The 16,074-nt window shown below is 59.7% G+C and carries 22 protein-coding genes; 9 read left to right on the forward strand and 13 right to left on the reverse strand.

Going from position 1 to position 16,074, the window contains the following annotated elements; genetic code table 11:
- Positions 1-4: 4 nt before the first annotated feature.
- A complete protein-coding gene (locus tag NDI79_RS21720; protein WP_004594540.1) occupies positions 5-427 on the reverse strand; it encodes a hypothetical protein in 423 nt (140 codons plus the stop codon).
- A 139-nt stretch (positions 428-566) separates the two neighbouring features.
- On the opposite strand from NDI79_RS21720, the gene NDI79_RS21725 reads away from it, so the two are divergent.
- Positions 567-770 (forward strand): hypothetical protein, encoded by a 204-nt coding sequence (locus NDI79_RS21725; RefSeq protein ID WP_211087827.1) that lies wholly within the window; start codon positions 567-569, stop codon positions 768-770.
- Positions 771-790: 20 nt separating this feature from the next.
- Here NDI79_RS21725 and NDI79_RS21730 read toward each other — a convergent pair whose 3' ends face one another.
- The 5 genes from NDI79_RS21730 to NDI79_RS21750 form a co-directional block, all read right to left on the reverse strand.
- Positions 791-1,015: a hypothetical protein gene (locus NDI79_RS21730; protein ID WP_245333058.1), complete on the reverse strand. Its 225-nt coding sequence runs from the start codon at positions 1,013-1,015 to the stop codon at positions 791-793.
- A 183-nt stretch (positions 1,016-1,198) separates the two neighbouring features.
- Positions 1,199-1,573 (reverse strand): hypothetical protein, encoded by a 375-nt coding sequence (locus tag NDI79_RS21735; RefSeq protein ID WP_310930754.1) that lies wholly within the window; start codon positions 1,571-1,573, stop codon positions 1,199-1,201.
- 147 nt (positions 1,574-1,720) lie between these two features.
- Positions 1,721-1,903 (reverse strand): exodeoxyribonuclease VII small subunit, encoded by a 183-nt coding sequence (xseB, locus tag NDI79_RS21740; RefSeq protein ID WP_092635467.1) that lies wholly within the window; start codon positions 1,901-1,903, stop codon positions 1,721-1,723.
- Positions 1,904-1,906: 3 nt separating this feature from the next.
- Positions 1,907-2,959, reverse strand: coding sequence for an exodeoxyribonuclease VII large subunit (xseA, locus tag NDI79_RS21745; RefSeq protein ID WP_310930755.1), 1,053 nt, complete (start codon positions 2,957-2,959; stop codon positions 1,907-1,909).
- Between the two features lie 75 nt (positions 2,960-3,034).
- A complete protein-coding gene (locus NDI79_RS21750) occupies positions 3,035-3,202 on the reverse strand; it encodes a DUF1931 domain-containing protein (RefSeq protein ID WP_211087823.1) in 168 nt (55 codons plus the stop codon).
- 136 nt (positions 3,203-3,338) lie between these two features.
- Between NDI79_RS21750 and NDI79_RS21755 the strand changes: the two genes are divergently transcribed.
- Positions 3,339-3,632 (forward strand): PadR family transcriptional regulator, encoded by a 294-nt coding sequence (locus NDI79_RS21755; protein WP_092893800.1) that lies wholly within the window; start codon positions 3,339-3,341, stop codon positions 3,630-3,632.
- Between the two features lie 118 nt (positions 3,633-3,750).
- On the opposite strand, the gene NDI79_RS21760 is transcribed toward NDI79_RS21755, so the two are convergent.
- Positions 3,751-4,140 (reverse strand): SHOCT domain-containing protein, encoded by a 390-nt coding sequence (locus NDI79_RS21760; RefSeq protein WP_211087822.1) that lies wholly within the window; start codon positions 4,138-4,140, stop codon positions 3,751-3,753.
- Positions 4,141-4,170: 30 nt separating this feature from the next.
- Positions 4,171-4,737 carry a DoxX family protein gene (locus tag NDI79_RS21765; protein WP_211087821.1) on the reverse strand — a complete coding sequence of 189 codons (567 nt, stop codon included), beginning with the start codon at positions 4,735-4,737 and terminating at the stop codon, positions 4,171-4,173.
- A gap of 111 nt (positions 4,738-4,848) precedes the next feature.
- Here NDI79_RS21765 and NDI79_RS21770 point away from each other — a divergent pair, with 111 nt between their 5' ends.
- From NDI79_RS21770 to NDI79_RS21790, 5 genes are all read left to right on the forward strand, one after another.
- Complete coding sequence (locus NDI79_RS21770; protein ID WP_310902020.1) at positions 4,849-5,199, forward strand: ArsR/SmtB family transcription factor; 351 nt, start codon at positions 4,849-4,851, stop codon at positions 5,197-5,199.
- Between the two features lie 3 nt (positions 5,200-5,202).
- A complete protein-coding gene (locus NDI79_RS21775) occupies positions 5,203-5,478 on the forward strand; it encodes a DUF7521 family protein (RefSeq protein WP_211087819.1) in 276 nt (91 codons plus the stop codon).
- A gap of 158 nt (positions 5,479-5,636) precedes the next feature.
- Entirely contained in the window at positions 5,637-6,131 is a 495-nt protein-coding gene (locus tag NDI79_RS21780; protein ID WP_211087818.1) for a DUF411 domain-containing protein, read from the forward strand.
- Between the two features lie 59 nt (positions 6,132-6,190).
- Complete coding sequence (locus tag NDI79_RS21785; RefSeq protein WP_211087817.1) at positions 6,191-6,562, forward strand: hypothetical protein; 372 nt, start codon at positions 6,191-6,193, stop codon at positions 6,560-6,562.
- 7 nt (positions 6,563-6,569) lie between these two features.
- Positions 6,570-7,451: a class I SAM-dependent methyltransferase gene (locus tag NDI79_RS21790; RefSeq protein WP_211087816.1), complete on the forward strand. Its 882-nt coding sequence runs from the start codon at positions 6,570-6,572 to the stop codon at positions 7,449-7,451.
- A gap of 9 nt (positions 7,452-7,460) precedes the next feature.
- Here NDI79_RS21790 and NDI79_RS21795 read toward each other — a convergent pair whose 3' ends face one another.
- The 5 genes from NDI79_RS21795 to NDI79_RS21815 all read right to left on the reverse strand — a co-directional run bounded on the left by NDI79_RS21795 (position 7,461) and on the right by NDI79_RS21815 (position 12,580).
- Entirely contained in the window at positions 7,461-8,147 is a 687-nt protein-coding gene (locus tag NDI79_RS21795) for a class I SAM-dependent methyltransferase (protein WP_211087815.1), read from the reverse strand.
- The gene (locus NDI79_RS21800; protein ID WP_211087814.1) at positions 8,116-9,261 is read right to left on the reverse strand and encodes a succinylglutamate desuccinylase/aspartoacylase family protein; all 1,146 of its coding nucleotides are present in this window, start codon (positions 9,259-9,261) and stop codon (positions 8,116-8,118) included. Before NDI79_RS21800 ends, NDI79_RS21795 begins: the two co-directional genes overlap by 32 nt.
- The gene (locus NDI79_RS21805) at positions 9,258-9,878 is read right to left on the reverse strand and encodes a methyltransferase family protein (RefSeq protein WP_211087813.1); all 621 of its coding nucleotides are present in this window, start codon (positions 9,876-9,878) and stop codon (positions 9,258-9,260) included. The genes NDI79_RS21800 and NDI79_RS21805 overlap by 4 nt, the downstream gene beginning before the upstream one ends.
- A 5-nt stretch (positions 9,879-9,883) precedes the next feature.
- Entirely contained in the window at positions 9,884-11,848 is a 1,965-nt protein-coding gene (locus NDI79_RS21810; RefSeq protein ID WP_245333066.1) for a copper-translocating P-type ATPase, read from the reverse strand.
- Between the two features lie 534 nt (positions 11,849-12,382).
- Positions 12,383-12,580, reverse strand: a complete 198-nt coding sequence (locus tag NDI79_RS21815; RefSeq protein WP_211087811.1) for a heavy-metal-associated domain-containing protein — start codon at positions 12,578-12,580, stop codon at positions 12,383-12,385.
- A gap of 133 nt (positions 12,581-12,713) precedes the next feature.
- Here NDI79_RS21815 and NDI79_RS21820 point away from each other — a divergent pair, with 133 nt between their 5' ends.
- Together NDI79_RS21820 and NDI79_RS21825 are read left to right on the forward strand one after the other, a co-directional pair.
- Positions 12,714-13,304, forward strand: coding sequence for an AsnC family transcriptional regulator (locus tag NDI79_RS21820; RefSeq protein WP_211087810.1), 591 nt, complete (start codon positions 12,714-12,716; stop codon positions 13,302-13,304).
- Positions 13,305-13,465: 161 nt separating this feature from the next.
- Entirely contained in the window at positions 13,466-16,072 is a 2,607-nt protein-coding gene (locus NDI79_RS21825; RefSeq protein ID WP_211087809.1) for a heavy metal translocating P-type ATPase, read from the forward strand.
- Positions 16,073-16,074: the final 2 nt, after the last annotated feature.

Raw genomic sequence — 16,074 nt, forward strand, 5'->3', positions numbered from 1 at the left:
GTAGTTAGAACCCACAACTCGTGCCACCGACCACGATGTTGTTCAGGATGAACTGGACGATCTCCGTCCCGAGGGGGGCGACGATCACGCCCCAGAGCAGGCCCTGATTCCGGACAGATTTCATCTCCTTCTTCCAGTCCGAGCGACGGGTGAACGGGATCGCCACCGTCGCGCCGAGCGCGAGGACGCCGCCGATGAGCGGCCCACCGAACTGGATGATAGTGAAGATGTTCTGGATGGTATCGGCCATGTTCGAGTCGCAGAATGCGCTCCCTGGATCCGACTGTGCGGCCGCCGTCCCTACGAACAGGATCAGCGGGAGGAGCGCCAGCAGGATCGGGCCGATGGACCTGTGGATGATCCGAATGACGGACGTCGATTCCTCAGTACTGGCCGGCGTCTCACCGGAGGGGACCTTAGCACACATCGTTTGTGGGAACGGATAGCACGACTAAAAGAGGTCAGAAAATTTGAATGAATTTGGAGATCTTCAAAGTTCTCCAAGTTCTCTAGAGAAGTTCTCATTCTACTGGGATATATGCGACCGCATAGCTTGGGTCGAACTAATGTCAGACGCAGACACAGCGACCAGCGCCAGCAACTCCGGCTCGGATGTTAGCGACGATGTGGCCCGAATCAATATGCGAATCCCGCAGGACAAATACGAGTGGTTACAGGAAGAACTCGACTCATTCACGAGTGATACAGGCCGATTCCAGTATCTCATCCAATTCTATTCCGACCACAAAGAAGACGACGCCGACTGCTGATCTACGACCCACAGGGCGACTTAGACCTGCAGCGGAGCAACGATGAGAAGCGGGCAATCCTCGCCCTCGAAATAGTACTGCTTTACCGTCGTCGCGTCCTCGAACTCGTCCGCATCCTCGGGAAGGGTGATCGTGCGGGCGCTGCTGTGTTCGTGGATCGAGTAGATGCCGAGTTCGGAGAGGCCCTCGCACTCGGCGGGATCCAGTTCTCTACTGACCGCCTCCAACCACGCTTCAATTGACACGGAGGACCGCTCGTCCGTATCAGGTTCACGGGGGGTACTGCGGGGACTGGCTTGTGCCATGATACATTTGCACATACTTGCGTCTTATCTACTAAATACTGACGGCCAGTGAATTTCTTAAAATCTGACTATGTAACTAATGAAGTGTTTGTCTGACGGAGACCGAATACACGTTAAGAAACGCTATTCTGAGGCGTTGAGACACGCTTGGATATCAGCAGCTGTCGGAAAAATCAAAATCACGAGGGGAACGGCGACAAGCGACCACCCGACTGGATCCAGCTGTGGAATCGGATACGATGATAGATAGACTATGATTCCGAGTACGACAATAGGGGTATAGAGGAGAGTCGGTGCGATCGAACCGAGTCGGATAGCGACTGTCGGAGCAGACGGGGCGTAAACGGCGTCGACGTATGGGCCACGTCGATTGACACCGAACGAGACTGATTCCGCATAGAGCCTGTGGACGGCGTAGTGTGCGGACTCGTGGAGGATCCACGCTACACCACACGCGAGTAGGTAGACGCCGAATATCAGAACCGTCTCATGGAACATTGGAATTCTCGCCGAACGGTTCGAGATGGGAGCACATCGCAGTTAAGCCTGAAGGGTAGCCGTGGGCAGCGACCTTAACCAACAATCTTGTGATCAACGGCAGGCTGTTGGTTAACGCGGAGAGACAGTCGATACTGTCCCCGTTCCTCATTCGATCTCGATGACCTCGCCCTGGCCTTCGTGGAGTCGCTCGCGGATTTCAGTCAGCAACTCCTGCCCTTCCTCGTACAGCTCACTCCCTTCATCAAGTGATACCTCATCCGCGTCGAGTTGGTCGATAATCTCTTCGATGCGGTTCATCCGACTCCTGATGTCCGAGTCTTTCGCCATCGCTTAGATCACCCCCAGCCAAAGTGCGGTGATGAGCAGCAACAGCACCAGCAGCACGGCGATTGCAACTTTGTAGTAAACCGGCGACAGACCTTCAGGCGCGGTCGCCTCTTCGACTACCTCGGCCAGTTTCTGTTCGTGTTCGTGCTCCTGTTCAAAGGTCTCGTACGCGCCCTCAAGCTGTTGCTCAAGCGGGTCAATGTCGCTAGCCAGGAAATCATTCCGAGACTTCGCGATGTACTCGCCGGCCGCTGTCGGTGTGATCGCGGCCATATCTGCCACCCGATCCGCGATTAGCCGGTCGTCAGTATGGCCGATAGCGGTCACGATCGGCGTGTTCGCAGTGAAGATCGCTTCCGCGACCCGCTCGGTGTTGAACGCCTGGAGGTTCGAATCGCTTCCACCGCCCCGCCCGACAATGATGGAATCGACGTCCTCGGAGCGGTCCAGATGGTGAATCCCGTTCGCGATAGACGTCGGTGCCTCTGACCCTTGGACGGTCGCATCCTTCACCAGGATGTCGACGGTGGGGTCCTGTTCGTGGATCGCGCTCTGGATGTCGTACCGAGCATCCCCTCGGAGTGAGGTCACAACACCGACCCGCTCCGGGAACGCCGGCGGTTGCTGTTTCTGCTCGTCGTCGAACCAGCCACGCTCTTCGAGTTCGCTTCGCAGTCGCTCAACGGCAGCCGCCTGGTCACCGTCGCCGACGACGATCACCTCCCACGGCTTGAGATCGATTTTCCCGCCCTCAGTCCAGTAGTCGATATCGCCTTCGAGGATGACCTCGGTGCCGTCCTCGAGGTCGGCGTCCATCTTCCGATAGCGGTTCGCCCAGATCATACAGGGGAGCTCGGCGTCGCCGTCGGTGAGCGTGAAGTAGAGCGCCGTACTGTTCTTGTGGAGGTCAGTGACCTCTCCGATACAGCGGACGCCGTTGAGGGCAGGCGTGTCCTGGACGACCGACGCGATCCGGTCGTTCAGCTGGGACACGCTAAGGACTTCTCTCGCATCGGGTTCGACCGCCTGCCGTTCGGTATCCGGTGCGTCCGCCATCTCCGTTTCCTAACTTCTGAACAGGAACCTCAAAAAGCTACGTTCGAGTGCCGGGTTTGGCTGCGTTACGCAGGCCTACAGGTCGCGGGGCTGGACCGTTTTCCGGTCGTTGGCCTCAGCACGCTCTGCGGCGTCGTCGAGCAGTTCGGCGACCTCTTCGTTGAGGGAATCGTAGAAATCTGCCGAGACGTTGTGGTCCGAGAGTGCGTCCTTCACGGCTGCTTTGACGATTAGGTCAGACATTCCATCGCGGACTTCTCTTGTCCACTATATAAAGGTTCGAAGTTCTCACGCAGGGTTCTCGCCTCGTCGTATCGAATATTGGCCTTCGAGCACCAGAGAGAACATATGCCACCCCTCAAAGATAGGGAACGGACGGATGCACGATCTAACCGGGTTCCAGCGGGATATCTTGTACGTGATCGCCGGGCTTGAGGAACCACACGGGCTCGCAGTAAAGGCCGAACTCGACGACTACTACGAACAGGAGATCAACCACGGCCGGCTCTATCCGAATCTGGACACGCTCGTCGAGAAAGGCCTCGTCGAGAAAGGTGAGAAGGACCGCCGGACGAACGTCTATACGCTCACGCGCCGCGGCCGCCGTGAAATCGAAGCTCGCCGTGAGTGGGAGCATCAGTACATCGAGATTGGAGAGTCTGCGCCTGCGTAGGTTCTCTCGTACAGATCAGCTACTCCAATGTCCATGAATTATCTGAAAATCCGCGATGGGTGTGATTTCCATCTCGGAGGATGTCGGTAGTAGCTCTCCTCTTCGGTAGCGACGTATGTTAGCGATTCGCCGCGAGGCGGCCACGGCGGCGTTCGAATTCTTCGTCGTCGATCTCACCGCGGGCGTACTGCTCACGGAGAGTCACGAGGGCTCTATCCTCGGCGGGTCCGTCAGCCTGAGATTGGGTAGCCAGCCAATAGACGAGATAGATGGGTAGACCAATGATGAGGGCCATCCAGAGGATGCCGAACAGCATCATGCCCCATCCCCATAGCCCCCAGCCGGTCATGTGGCCGTCGTCCCACATTCCGTAGTGCCAGTCCCACATCACCGCGTCCGGGACGGCTGCGTGCGTCAGGGCCATACCCCCGATAACCGCGACCGTCAGCGCACCGACGACGATCAGTCCGAGGGAACGAGTACCGCGTGGTTGAATTGAGTTTGTCATGTATATTTCTCCTGAAATGGTTCGGCGTGGTTAGCCGAGGATGTACTCGAGGACGGGGTAGCGCTCGACGAGCGCCTCGCCGCCGACCTCGTACTGTTCGATGTACTTGTCGAGCCCGAGGATGCGGCCCGCACCGAACGCCGCAACCGCGAGGAACACGAGCATGTACGCGAAGTCGCCATTGATGACGCCGTGGGCGATGTCCCAGTTCCCGAAGTAGAACATGACCATCATGAGCGCGCCGAAGAACGCCGCGAGGCGGACGACAGCGCCGACGAGCAGTCCGAGACCGATGAACAGCTCGCCCCACGGGACAGCTACGTTCGCGAACTCGACGAACCACGGGGTCGAACCCATCCACGCGAACATTCCCGCGAGGGGGTTGCCGTTGGTCGCCGCGACGTTCGCCAGGTAGCCACCCGCCGAGAACGGCTCGGCAGCCACGATCTTCGTGAATCCCGAGTACGCGAACGCGTAGCCCATCATGAGACGTAGCGCGAGCACGAACCACGCGCTCAGGCTGTGGACACGTCCACCGACGGTCAGTCCGCCGACCTTGCTCTCAAGTTGGTTGACGCCAGAGTTGATCGTAGACATTGTTACTTCACCGAGTGAGTGTACGCAGGGAGAGACGATATACCGGTAAGCCAGTGTTCTGAGTCAGAAAACCGGGCGGCTATTTTACCCCACTAGGACGAGTATGCGAGTGTGACTGAGGAGTTGAGCCCACCAGCCGTCTTTGCCACACTCGACGACGAGTACGCTCGTGATATTCTCGTGGCGACGAAGACGGACCGACTCTCTGCAAAAGAACTCAGCGAGGAATGCGATATGTCACGCCCAACCGTCTCCCGTCGCGTCAACACACTCGTCGAGCAAGGACTTCTCGAAGAGTACACGCACGTCGATCCCGCTGGTCGGCACTATCGGGAGTATGAGGCACGTCTCGAACGTATCGAAGTCCTCCTCCAAGACGAGGGGTTTGACATCCATATCGATGTCCGGCCGGATCCCGCGGACCGGATTACATCCATCTTCGAAAACATGCGAGGAGACTGATTCATGGAACACACATTATTCGTCATCGCCAAGCTGTTCATGACCGCGTTGGCTCTGGTCATCGCGTACCAAGCCTATCGCGGCTACCAACGCCACGGAACACAGCTGATGCTCTACGTCGCCCTTGGGTTCGCACTAATTGGCCTCGGCGGGCTCCTCGAAGGAGTGCTATTCGAACTGCTCCAGGTATCAATCTTCCAGGCAGGTCTCGTGGCTGCACTAGTCGCGGCAGCGGGAATGCTTTCAATCTTGTACGCGCTCTATGCGCCGAACCCCTGACGACCAATTCATAGGATCAAGTGGGACGTACTGCGTAGTTATCTTCTCAGTCTCTGGGGCAAAACGAAGGTTAATACCCTCCGCCGTGTTTGCATCCGTTCTCAATACGCAGGAAAGGTCGGCGTACTGTAGATACCTGCTGACAAACTGAAGTACGTATGAAGCGGAATGTGACGCGCCGTGGACTACTCCGGGTCGGCGGGACGACCGTCGCACTCGGAGTCGCCGGCTGTCTGGGGTCGCCAAGTGAGGACCAGTGGGCAATCGAGGGGATGCTGTCAGTGACGAACGCCCAACAGTTCAGCTCGCCAGGCTGCAGCTGTTGCGGACAGTACGCGTCGTACTTGCGGGAGTACCTCGACACGACGCTCCAAGAAACCGAGGCTGAGGACGTGACTACCCTCAAGCAGCAACACAACATTCCCACGGAACTACAGAGTTGTCACACGCTCGTTCTCGACGAATACGTCGTCGAAGGACACGTCCCTGCCGAGGTTATCGCCACGCTACTCGACGAAGAGCCGGCCATCGACGGCATCGCGCTGCCCGGAATGCCGGCCGGGTCGCCGGGAATGGGCGGGTCCAAGTCCGACTCGTTCATCGTCTACGCACTCGGTGACGGGAAGACGGATGAGGTGTACGCCGAAATATAGGAGCCTGATCGAGTGAAACTGGTCAAGATTCTTTGGGACGGCAGACGATGGTCTGAACGATGATTAGACGACTCCTCCACGATATCGGATACGTGATCGCGTATGTTCTCTTCGTCGGCGCAAACACACCGGATTCGGTCGTCAAGCGCCTCCGCGTGGCGTACCGCCTCGTCGGCGTCCGGATCGTCGAGACACCACAGGTCGATTCAGTCGAGCGGACGATCTTTCTCTGTCCGTATCGGAATTTGGGTGCCAACTGGTTTGGGGAGAAGTGGATTTGTCATGACATCCTCGACCGTATCGACGATGGATACGTGACGTATCTCCGACGGCACAAGGGAATCGACTACCAGCGTCCTCGCGGGTGTACCGACCTCGCGTACTGCGACGAATCTGAGTACTGCTATTCAGAGGTTTCCGAACTCGAATAGGTGACCGATGGATCAGAGTACTCTACGCAACCGAATCACCGATCAGTTCTCCTACCGCGGTGAACGAGCCGACATCTGGCGGGCCTTCGATCTCCTGCTCGACACTGACGAGTTCCTCAATCTCGGCTATTCGGAGTGGTACCAGCCACATATTGTCGGATCGAGTCAGCGTCGACTCGTCACGGAAGTCGGATCGAGAGTCTCGTCACATCTATCCGCAACGGACGGAGTTCGTCTCCTCGATGTCGGTTGTGGCCGAGGGGGGCCGGCGATCCACCTCGCCGACCGATTCGGCTTCCGAGTTACTGGACTGGATCTCGTTCCGTACAACCTCAAGCGGGCAACCGAGAACGCACGCGGGAAGTGCGTCGAAACCGATTTCGTCGGCGGCGACGCCACACAGCTTCCGTTCGCGACGGACTCGTTTACCGCGTGCACAGCCATCGATGCCCTCGTTTATCTCCCCGACCGGAACAGCGTCTTCGCCGCGGTCGCGGATGTTCTCGAACCGGAGGGAGTTCTCGTCCTCTCCGACCTCGTGGTGCAGTCCGACGTAACTGAGACAGAACGGAGGTTCGTCGACTCGTTTGCAGACGCGTGGGACATGCCGTCAATAGGGGCGGTCGAGCAGTACACGGCCGGTCTCGAAGACGCGAATCTCGAACTCAAGACTGTCGAGAACATCACGAACCACAGCGTCGGGCGGTTTCGGAAGTGGACGACGCTGTACCTTCAGCTTCTCGGGAGTCCGATTCGGTCGCTCATCGAACGACTGTTACGAGCGTATGACCTCGATCCAACGGCGATTACCGAACAGGTGAGGGCCGCGCACCGTGCGTTGCCGTTCCTGCAGCACGTCATCCTCGTTGCGAAAGCGAAGCCGCTCTGACGTGGTTACTCACACGAAACGAGAAAGAATCGAACCCATACGTCGGCGTTTGAGCGTCCCACGGACGATTGGAACGATCCGCGGGATGTCCTCCAGCCGTGTGTAATCTACGAGTTCGAATCGATCGTCGTCTCGAAATATTTCGTCCGTCTCACGATTCAGGTGACACCCGCCAGCGACGGTGTGCCATGCGGGCGCGAGTACGTCGTGGGCGATACCCACGGCGCCTTCCCCGCGGACGTGCTCGAGAAACCGGAACTCACCACCTGGCTTCAGTACCCGGGCCACCTCGGAGAGTGTGGCATCAAAATCGGGGATGGTACAGAACACGAGTGACGCGATGACGACATCGAAGGAATCGTCAGCGAACGGGAGTGCTTCTGCACCGGCGCTTTCGATCTCGATTTCAAGCCCGAGGTCGCGTGCTCGTTCGAGCGCTTTCCGGCGCATATGTGGGTCTGGCTCAATCGCGAACAGTGTGACAGTTCCGCTGTCAGCAGCTGCTTCTCTAACGTGCGGAAACATCGCACCTGTCCCCGCACCAAGGTCCAGAACCGCCCCGGCGATATCATCCACGAGATAGCGGCGGTGTTCGGCAAGCACGGTTCTCTCTGCCGGTTTCATCACCGGATCATACAGCCGCGCGAATATCGGATGAGACGGCTCAGTCGTCTCTATTCTCTCGTTCAGTGTCATGAGTGTTTTCAGAGTGTGTTGAATCAGTTTCGTGTTCGTGGTGGGCGTACCAGCGAGGTTCGGGCCATTGGAATCCACCTTCACGGTAGACGTCGAACACGCCCCGCTCAATGTCGTCGCGAATGATGTCGGCGGTTCCCTCGTCAACGCTCACGAAGTGACACAGCGGGTGGCCCGGGTACGCCACTGCATTTTCGAGGACACCGACAACGATGCCGGTCGATGGAGCGCGAATCGTCTCGATGTCGTTCTTGAAGTGGTCGGAAATCGTGAACAGCGGCTCGTCTTCCTCAACGAGAGGGTGCGGGCCCCACTCCATCTCGACGAGCCCCCCAGTTTCGGCACGGAGCCACGTTTTCTCACCGTCGCGGGCGACCACGCGCGTCCACCCGGGCCAGGACACCGGTTGGTTGGGAAGGACCTCGTGTTCGGCGAGGACGCTCGCGACACAGTGGAGCGCTCGGTCGAGGTGCGCGGTCTGGAATCGATGGGCGCGCCCCATCTCAACCGTGACCGTGGGGATACCGTCCTGACAGGCCACGTGTCGGAGTGTCCCTCGTGAACCCTCGCCGTCGAGGATGACGCTCGTGCCGAACGCGCGGGCGAGTCGTTCCACAGCCGGGTCGCGCATATCTGCGCGGACGTGGTACATCGTCGTGCGGTTGCGCGTCGACGTGTGGAAGTCAAGCCCGATGTCACACTTCGAGATGAACTCCTCGTAAATCGTGTTTGCGAGCCGTTTTGCTAGCGTACTTCGAGCACTGCCAGGGAACGAGCGGTTGAGATCTTCGTCATAGATCGGGATGTACCGTTGCTGGGCCAGAAATCCTGGGACATTCAGTACGTGGAGGCAGACAAGCGTCCCGTGAAGATCACTCGGTTCGTACTCGGCTGCGACCTCTTGGATGATCTTGACCCCGTTGAGTTCGTCGCCGTGAACTGCGGCTGTCAAGCAGACTGTCGGTCCCGCTTGGTCACCATTGACGACAGTGACTGGCAGTTCAATCGCGTCGTCGTGAAACGTTGTCGCGACGGCATACCGGAACTGAGACTTCTCACCGGATGGAATCGTCCTACCCCCGACTTCGATCTGGTGTGGTGAATCACTGGTCATTGGTTCCCTCCCTTCGTTCGGTCGGTCTGTTCCTGCTGCGGTGGTTCGCGGTGCGTTCGGCCGAGGAACCGCGGCACCGATCTGAGATATTCCTCGTAGGCGTCGCCGTACTGCTCGCGGAGCCACGGCTCTTCGGCGAGTGGTGCGAGCAGGAACCACACGATTCCACCGATGGCGAGAATGACCGTTTGAATCGAACCTGCGAGGAGGCCTCCGCTGGCGAGCATGGCGATGAACCCCACGTACTGTGGATTGCGAGAGAAGCGATACGGTCCCTCAGTTTGAAGGTGGCCTTCGAGACCACTGCTCTCCCAGAATCCGAGTGTCCACATCGCCCAGATGGACAGCGCTGTGCCTGCTACGAAAACAAGCACACAGACGAGTTGCACCACCACCGGTGGTTCGTACCAGTGCCACCAGTCGAGGTATGCAACGCCGACCAGACCAACACCGTATAGCATCCACGCACTCCAGCTCACCCAGAATGTCCAGTTCCGCGTTCCGTGCGGCCAGAACTGGAATGTTGGACTGACGATGGTAGCAAGGAGGCCACCCAGTAGGAGTCCCCCAGATAGGAGACCGACGCTGAACAATGTCTGTGTCGCCTGGAGTGCCATAGGGATCACGCACCAATGTCGGGCACGGAAATATCGGCGCTGCGGAGACGACGGGCGTTGATAGCGACGATGATCGTCGACAGCGACATGAACACGGCACCGATGGCCGGCGACAGCAGGATGCCGATCGGTGCGAGGACTCCGGCAGCGAGTGGGAGCGCGAAAACGTTGTAGCCGGTCGCCCAGACGAGATTCTCCTGCATCTTCCGGTAACTCGCCTTCGAGAGCTTGATGAGCCGCACCACGTCCAGCGGATTATTGTCGACGAGGATGATATCGCCAGACTCGATGGCGACGTCGGTCCCTGAACCGATGGCAATACCGACGTCAGCTCGCGTGAGTGCTGGCGCGTCGTTGACGCCGTCGCCGACCATCGCGACTAGTTTCCCCTCGGACTGGAGCGCTTCGACTTTCGTGTCCTTTTCGTCGGGGAGTACCTCCGCGAAGTACTGGTCGATACCGAGTTCCTCCGAGACAGCCCGTGCGACGTCCTCCGAGTCACCGGTCAGCATCGCCACCTCGATGTCCATCGCGTGTAGCGCCTCGATGGCCTGCCGACTTTCTTCCCGAATAACGTCCGCCAGCGCAAATGCTGCGACGACTTCGGATTCGTCGTGAACCAGGTAGATAACCGTCTCTGCGTTCGAGCCAGCTTCCTCCGCGAAGGCAGCGATTTCGTTGGGCCGCTCGATACCGAATTTCTCAATCAGGTTCGGTCCACCGATATGCACCGTCTCGCCGTCCACAGTGGCTCTGACGCCGAGACCGCGGAAGTTCTCGAAGTTCGAAACGCTCGCTCGCTGGACGTTCCGTTCCTCGGCGGCGTCCCGGATGGCGCGAGCAATCATGTGCTCGGAGTCACCCTCGACACCAGCGGCGACTTCGAACGCTCGCTCTTCACTCCAGTCACCCGCCGTCTCGACACCGACGACGCCCTGTTCGCCCTTCGTGAGGGTCCCGGTCTTGTCGAACATCACCGTGTCTAGGTTGCGGGATTCCTCCATGGCAATGCGGTCGCGGATGAGCATCCCGTTCTTGGCAGCCGTCGAGGTGTTGATTGCGACAACCAGTGGAACGGCCAGGCCGAGTGCGTGTGGACACGCGATAACCAGGACCGTCACGACACGCTCGAGGACGGTGATATTGTACCCGGTGGCGACGACCCACGCGACGGCCGTAATCGCCGCGACGCCGAGTGCCACGTAGAACAGCCAGCCAGCTGCCTTGTCGGCGAGCAACTGGGTCCGAGATTTGGATTGTTGGGCCTCTTCGACGAGTCGCATGATGCCCGCAAGCGCCGTCTCGTCGCCAGTCTTCGTGATTTTGACGCGGAGGCTCCCGTCCTGATTGACCGTTCCGGCGACCACCTCTGATCCGGGCTCTTTCCCGACTGGTCTGGATTCGCCGGTAATCATCGACTCGTCAACGGACGACTCGCCCTCGACGACTTCGCCGTCGGCAGGCACGCTCGCGCCCGGGCGAACGAGCACGATGTCGTCCTCGCCGAGTTCGGAGACAGGCACTTCCTCGGTATCCCCACTCTCTGTGATGCGCTCGGCAGTGTCGGGCATGAGTTTCGCCAATTCGTCGAGCGCCCCTGAGGCTGCTCGGACCGACCGCATCTCCACCCAGTGGCCCAGCAGCATGATGTCGATCAGCGTGACGAGTTCCCAGAAAAACGGTGTCGTCCCTTCGAGAAACAGACTCGCAACCGAGTAGACGAACGCGACCGAGATCGCCAGCGAGATGAGCATCATCATGCCCGGCTCGCGGTTTTTCAGTTCCGTCCGGGCCATCGAGAGGAAGGGCACACCACCGTATGCGAAGATCACGACCGCAAGTGCCGGCGTTATCCACGCACTCCCGGGGAACGTAGGGGCCGTATAGCCGAAGACGTCCTGAATGAATTCGCTAAAGATGAGGACTGGCACCGAGAGCGCGAGCGACACCCAGAATCGTCGCCTGAACATTGCCTCGTGGCCTGAGTGATCCGTGTGATCGCTGTGGTCCCCGTTTCCACCCCTGTGTCCCTTCTCGTGGGCGTTACCACCATGGTCGTGCTCGTCGTGTACGTGCTCTGCTTCTGTAGAGTGAGCGTGCTCGGCCGCAGCGGGGCGGTGCGCGTGTTCGGCATCGTGCTCGTGTTGCGCGTGTTCGTCCGGGGGTTCTGATTCCGTGGGGGCCTCATCCGCCGTAGGTTGTGCTTCGTGCTCAGGAGAGTGGGAATGCTGCTCTGATGACGCGTGGGCTGATGCTCGTGGTTCCGACTCTGCTTTTAATCGGCAAATTCGACAACAGTAGACGGGTCCTTCGGATTGATGTGAGGTGTGGCCCTCTTTAGAGGGATTTTCGGAGGTCTCGTGGTCTGGATTGTTGCTCATGGCGTGGGTTTTGGTGCCGTCCCTTATTATGCTGTCCAGACCCTGATACAGCGCGGTGCCATCGAAAGGGTCGGCAACGAACGAGAACGGCGGGGCGGTCGGTGGCGTGCGTTCCGGTGGTTCTCAGGCGGAGGCGGTGTATCCAGCGTCCTCGACGGCCTGGACGAGTGCCGTGACGTCAGCATCGCCATCGACGCTCGCCTGTTCAGCTTCTCTATCAGCGTTCGCGTCGGTCACGCCGCTCACTTCTCGAAGCGCGTCTTCGACGGTCTGTTCACAGTGGCCGCAGGTCATTCCCTCAACGGTGATGGTCGTCGACATACACAGATACATACGAGAGGGACCTCTTTGTCATTTTCTGCTTCGAATCCAAAGTCTATCCGGTATTGGAAAATGGCATTCGAAATCTCACGCTGGGAAACAGTCTTGTGATGCGGGGGTTCTATGCGTAGATATGCGTGATTTAGACGAGACAGACATGGAGATCCTCTCGTTACTGGCAGAGGATGCACGGCGCTCGTTCAGTAGCATCGGTGAGAAAGTGGATCTCTCAGGGCCAGCCGTCTCGGACCGTGTGAAACGGTTAGAGGAAGCCGACATCATCAACGGCTTCACCATCGACGTGAACCGGGCACAGCTGCGAGCTGGCGTTCCGGTGTTCGTCCGGTTTGAAAACGACACATCGGCTATCGAGCCGCTTCGAAGCCGACTCCAGGATGCGGAGGGTATCGAACACCTCTTCGTCACTGCCGAGGGGAAAATCTGGTTCTACGGCCGTGCGGAGGGGCAGAACGTTCGACGGTGGATCAATAGCCTCCTCGAAGATGCGCCATCGACGGACTACTCGGTGACGCTCGTCGATGACCTCGAATGGACGCCCTCACTCGACGGCACTGAGTTCGCAATCACATGTGCCGAGTGTGGGAATACGGTCGATAGCGAGGGCGAATCCGTTCGAATCGACGATGATGTCTATCACTTCTGTTGTCCGTCGTGCCGTAGTCGCTTCGAAGACCAGTATCAGCGTCTCGAAGAAGGGGCCTAAGCTGTAGTCGCGGTTTCCGCTCCGAGTCGATGGGGTCGACATTGGCATCCTTCGGCGGTGAAATGGAAGTAGACCTTTGAATCTAAATTCTACACCAGTCTAAAGCCCTAGTCTCGAAACAGTAACTGCACTAAGGAAGGACCACGTAGTATAGGACAGGAATGGGAACGCGAACTGCACATCTCGACATCACAGGGATGACCTGTGCTAACTGCTCGGCGACAGTTGGCGATGCGCTCGAGTCCCTCGACGGCGTTGTCGAGGCGAACGCGAACTTCGCCACTGACGAGGGCTCCGTCGAGTACGACCCTGACGAGGTATCGCTCGAAGAGATATTCGAGGCCATCGAAGATGCCGGGTACGGTGCGGTGTCTGACACCGTGACAATCGGCATCTCCGATATGACCTGTGCCAACTGTGTACAGACCAATGAGACTGCCCTAGAGAACACACCAGGTGTCATCGCGGCCGAGGCGAACTTCGCCACCGACGAAGCCCAAGTCCGGTACAACCCCGCGGACACGTCGCTGGATGCACTCTACGATGCCATCGAGAGCGCGGGCTACTCGCCCGTCCGAGAGGACAGCGCCGACGGCGACTCCGGTGAGGACGCGCGCGACGCCGCGCGACAGGCTGAGATCCGCAAACAGCTTCGACTGACCCTGTTTGGTGCGGTACTCGCCGCTCCGCTTCTCTTCTTCCTGCTAGAGAAGTACCTCCTCGGCGGCGGGGTCGTCCCGGAGACGGTCTTTGGTGTCGAGTTCGGCTGGGTCGAGTTCTTGCTGGCGACGCCCGTTCAGCTGGTGCTCGGCTGGCCGTTCTACAAGAACTCGTACAATGCGCTGGTGAACAACAAGCGCGCCAACATGGACGTGCTGATCGCGCTGGGCTCGACCACCGCGTACGTCTACTCCGTCGCCGTCCTCTCCGGGCTCATCGCGGGCGGCCTGTACTTCGACACCGCAGCGCTCATCCTCGTGTTCATCACGCTCGGGAACTACCTCGAAGCCCGCTCGAAGGGCCAGGCCGGCGAAGCACTCCGCAAACTGCTGGAGATGGAAGCCGAGACGGCCACCGTCGTCGACGAGGACGGCAACGAGGAGGAAATTCCGCTGGAAGACGTCGAGGTCGGCGACCGGATGAAGGTCCGACCCGGCGAGAAAATCCCGACGGACGGCGTGGTCATCGACGGCCAGTCGGCGGTCGACGAGTCGATGGTCACCGGAGAATCCGTCCCCGTCGAGAAAAGCGAGGGCGACGAGGTCGTCGGCTCCACCATCAACGAGAACGGCGTGCTCGTCGTGGAGGCGACGAAGGTCGGCGAGGACACGGCACTCCAGCAGATCGTGCAGACGGTCAAGGAGGCGCAGTCGCGCCAGCCCGACATCCAGAATCTTGCGGACCGCATCTCTGCGTACTTCGTGCCGGCGGTCATCGGGAACGCAGTCTTCTGGGGGCTGGTGTGGTTCCTGTTCCCCGAGGTGCTCGCCGGCTTCGTCGAGTGGCTCCCGCTGTGGGGCCTCGTCGCCGGCGGGCCAGCCGTCGCAGGTGGGGCCGTCTCGGTCTTCGAGTTCGCCGTTATCGTCTTCGCCTCCGCGGTGCTCATCGCCTGTCCCTGCGCGCTGGGGCTGGCGACGCCCGCCGCGACGATGGTTGGGACGACTATCGGCGCACAAAATGGCGTGCTGTTCAAGGGTGGTGACATCCTCGAACGCGCGAAGGACGTCGATACGGTCGTCTTCGACAAGACTGGGACGCTCACGAAAGGTGAGATGGAACTGACCGACGTCGTCGTGTTCGACGGTGACGGACAGCCGCTCACGGATGGCGGCGATACTGCTGCCGATGGTGGCCAACTGACCGCTCGTGACCGTCTCGGTGAGGAGGATGTCCTGCGGCTCGCGGCCACGGCCGAACATGCGAGCGAACACCCGCTTGCCCGTGCCATTGTCGACGGCGCCGAAGAGCGGGGGATCGACGTGACCGACCCGGACGACTTCGAGAACGTCCCCGGCCACGGCATCCAAGCGACCGTCGGTGACAGCGAGGTCCTGGTCGGAAATCGGAAGCTCCTCCGTGACAACGGAATCAACCCGTCGCCCGCGCAGGACACGATGGAGCGCCTCGAGAACGAGGGGAAGACGGCGATGCTCGTCGCCTACGAGGGCGAACTCGTGGGTGTGGTCGCGGACGCCGACACGATCAAGGAGAGCGCGAAAGACGCGGTGAGTCAGCTCCAGGAGCGCGGCGTCGACGTGATGATGATCACCGGCGACAACGAGCGTACCGCCCGCGCCGTCGCCGAACAGGTCGGCATCGACCCCGAGAACGTCCGCGCGGAGGTCCTCCCCGAGGACAAGTCCGACGCCGTCGAGTCCATCCAGGACGAGGGGCGGCAGGCGATGATGGTCGGTGACGGCGTCAACGACGCGCCCGCCCTTGCCGTCGCGTATGTTGGAACGGCCATCGGCTCGGGTACTGACGTCGCCATCGAGGCCGCGGACGTCACGTTGATGCGCGACGACCCAGTCGACGTCGTGAAAGCGATCCGCATCTCGGACGCGACGCTCGCGAAGATCAAGCAGAACCTCGTCTGGGCGCTCGGCTACAACACGGCGATGATCCCGCTCGCGTCACTCGGTCTCCTGCAACCCGTGCTCGCCGCGGGCGCGATGGCGTTCTCCAGCGTGTCGGTGCTGTCGAACAGCCTGCTGTTCCGGCGGTACACCCCAGATCACGACTACAAACTGCTCGGGAAACTCCGCTGAAC

The sequence above is a fragment of the Halogeometricum sp. S3BR5-2 genome, from assembly GCF_031624635.1.
Lineage (GTDB): Archaea > Halobacteriota > Halobacteria > Halobacteriales > Haloferacaceae > Halogeometricum > Halogeometricum luteum.

Excerpts from the sequence above, each read along its gene's own strand:
- NDI79_RS21795 (WP_211087815.1), bottom strand. The coding sequence starts at position 8,147 with ATGACACTGAACGAGAGAATAGAGACGACTGAGCCGTCTCATCCGATA.
- NDI79_RS21780 (WP_211087818.1), top strand. The coding sequence starts at position 5,637 with ATGAAGCGGAATGTGACGCGCCGTGGACTACTCCGGGTCGGCGGGACG.
- NDI79_RS21815 (WP_211087811.1), bottom strand. The coding sequence starts at position 12,580 with ATGTCGACGACCATCACCGTTGAGGGAATGACCTGCGGCCACTGTGAA.
- xseB (WP_092635467.1), bottom strand. The coding sequence starts at position 1,903 with ATGGCGAAAGACTCGGACATCAGGAGTCGGATGAACCGCATCGAAGAG.
- NDI79_RS21755 (WP_092893800.1), top strand. The coding sequence starts at position 3,339 with ATGCACGATCTAACCGGGTTCCAGCGGGATATCTTGTACGTGATCGCC.
- NDI79_RS21805 (WP_211087813.1), bottom strand. The coding sequence starts at position 9,878 with ATGGCACTCCAGGCGACACAGACATTGTTCAGCGTCGGTCTCCTATCT.
- NDI79_RS21790 (WP_211087816.1), top strand. The coding sequence starts at position 6,570 with ATGGATCAGAGTACTCTACGCAACCGAATCACCGATCAGTTCTCCTAC.
- NDI79_RS21765 (WP_211087821.1), bottom strand. The coding sequence starts at position 4,737 with ATGTCTACGATCAACTCTGGCGTCAACCAACTTGAGAGCAAGGTCGGC.
- NDI79_RS21820 (WP_211087810.1), top strand. The coding sequence starts at position 12,714 with ATGCGTGATTTAGACGAGACAGACATGGAGATCCTCTCGTTACTGGCA.
- NDI79_RS21720 (WP_004594540.1), bottom strand. The coding sequence starts at position 427 with ATGTGTGCTAAGGTCCCCTCCGGTGAGACGCCGGCCAGTACTGAGGAA.
- NDI79_RS21750 (WP_211087823.1), bottom strand. The coding sequence starts at position 3,202 with ATGTCTGACCTAATCGTCAAAGCAGCCGTGAAGGACGCACTCTCGGAC.
- NDI79_RS21810 (WP_245333066.1), bottom strand. The coding sequence starts at position 11,848 with ATGTTCAGGCGACGATTCTGGGTGTCGCTCGCGCTCTCGGTGCCAGTC.
- xseA (WP_310930755.1), bottom strand. The coding sequence starts at position 2,959 with ATGGCGGACGCACCGGATACCGAACGGCAGGCGGTCGAACCCGATGCG.
- NDI79_RS21725 (WP_211087827.1), top strand. The coding sequence starts at position 567 with ATGTCAGACGCAGACACAGCGACCAGCGCCAGCAACTCCGGCTCGGAT.
- NDI79_RS21760 (WP_211087822.1), bottom strand. The coding sequence starts at position 4,140 with ATGACAAACTCAATTCAACCACGCGGTACTCGTTCCCTCGGACTGATC.
- NDI79_RS21775 (WP_211087819.1), top strand. The coding sequence starts at position 5,203 with ATGGAACACACATTATTCGTCATCGCCAAGCTGTTCATGACCGCGTTG.
- NDI79_RS21800 (WP_211087814.1), bottom strand. The coding sequence starts at position 9,261 with ATGACCAGTGATTCACCACACCAGATCGAAGTCGGGGGTAGGACGATT.
- NDI79_RS21785 (WP_211087817.1), top strand. The coding sequence starts at position 6,191 with ATGATTAGACGACTCCTCCACGATATCGGATACGTGATCGCGTATGTT.
- NDI79_RS21735 (WP_310930754.1), bottom strand. The coding sequence starts at position 1,573 with ATGTTCCATGAGACGGTTCTGATATTCGGCGTCTACCTACTCGCGTGT.
- NDI79_RS21825 (WP_211087809.1), top strand. The coding sequence starts at position 13,466 with ATGGGAACGCGAACTGCACATCTCGACATCACAGGGATGACCTGTGCT.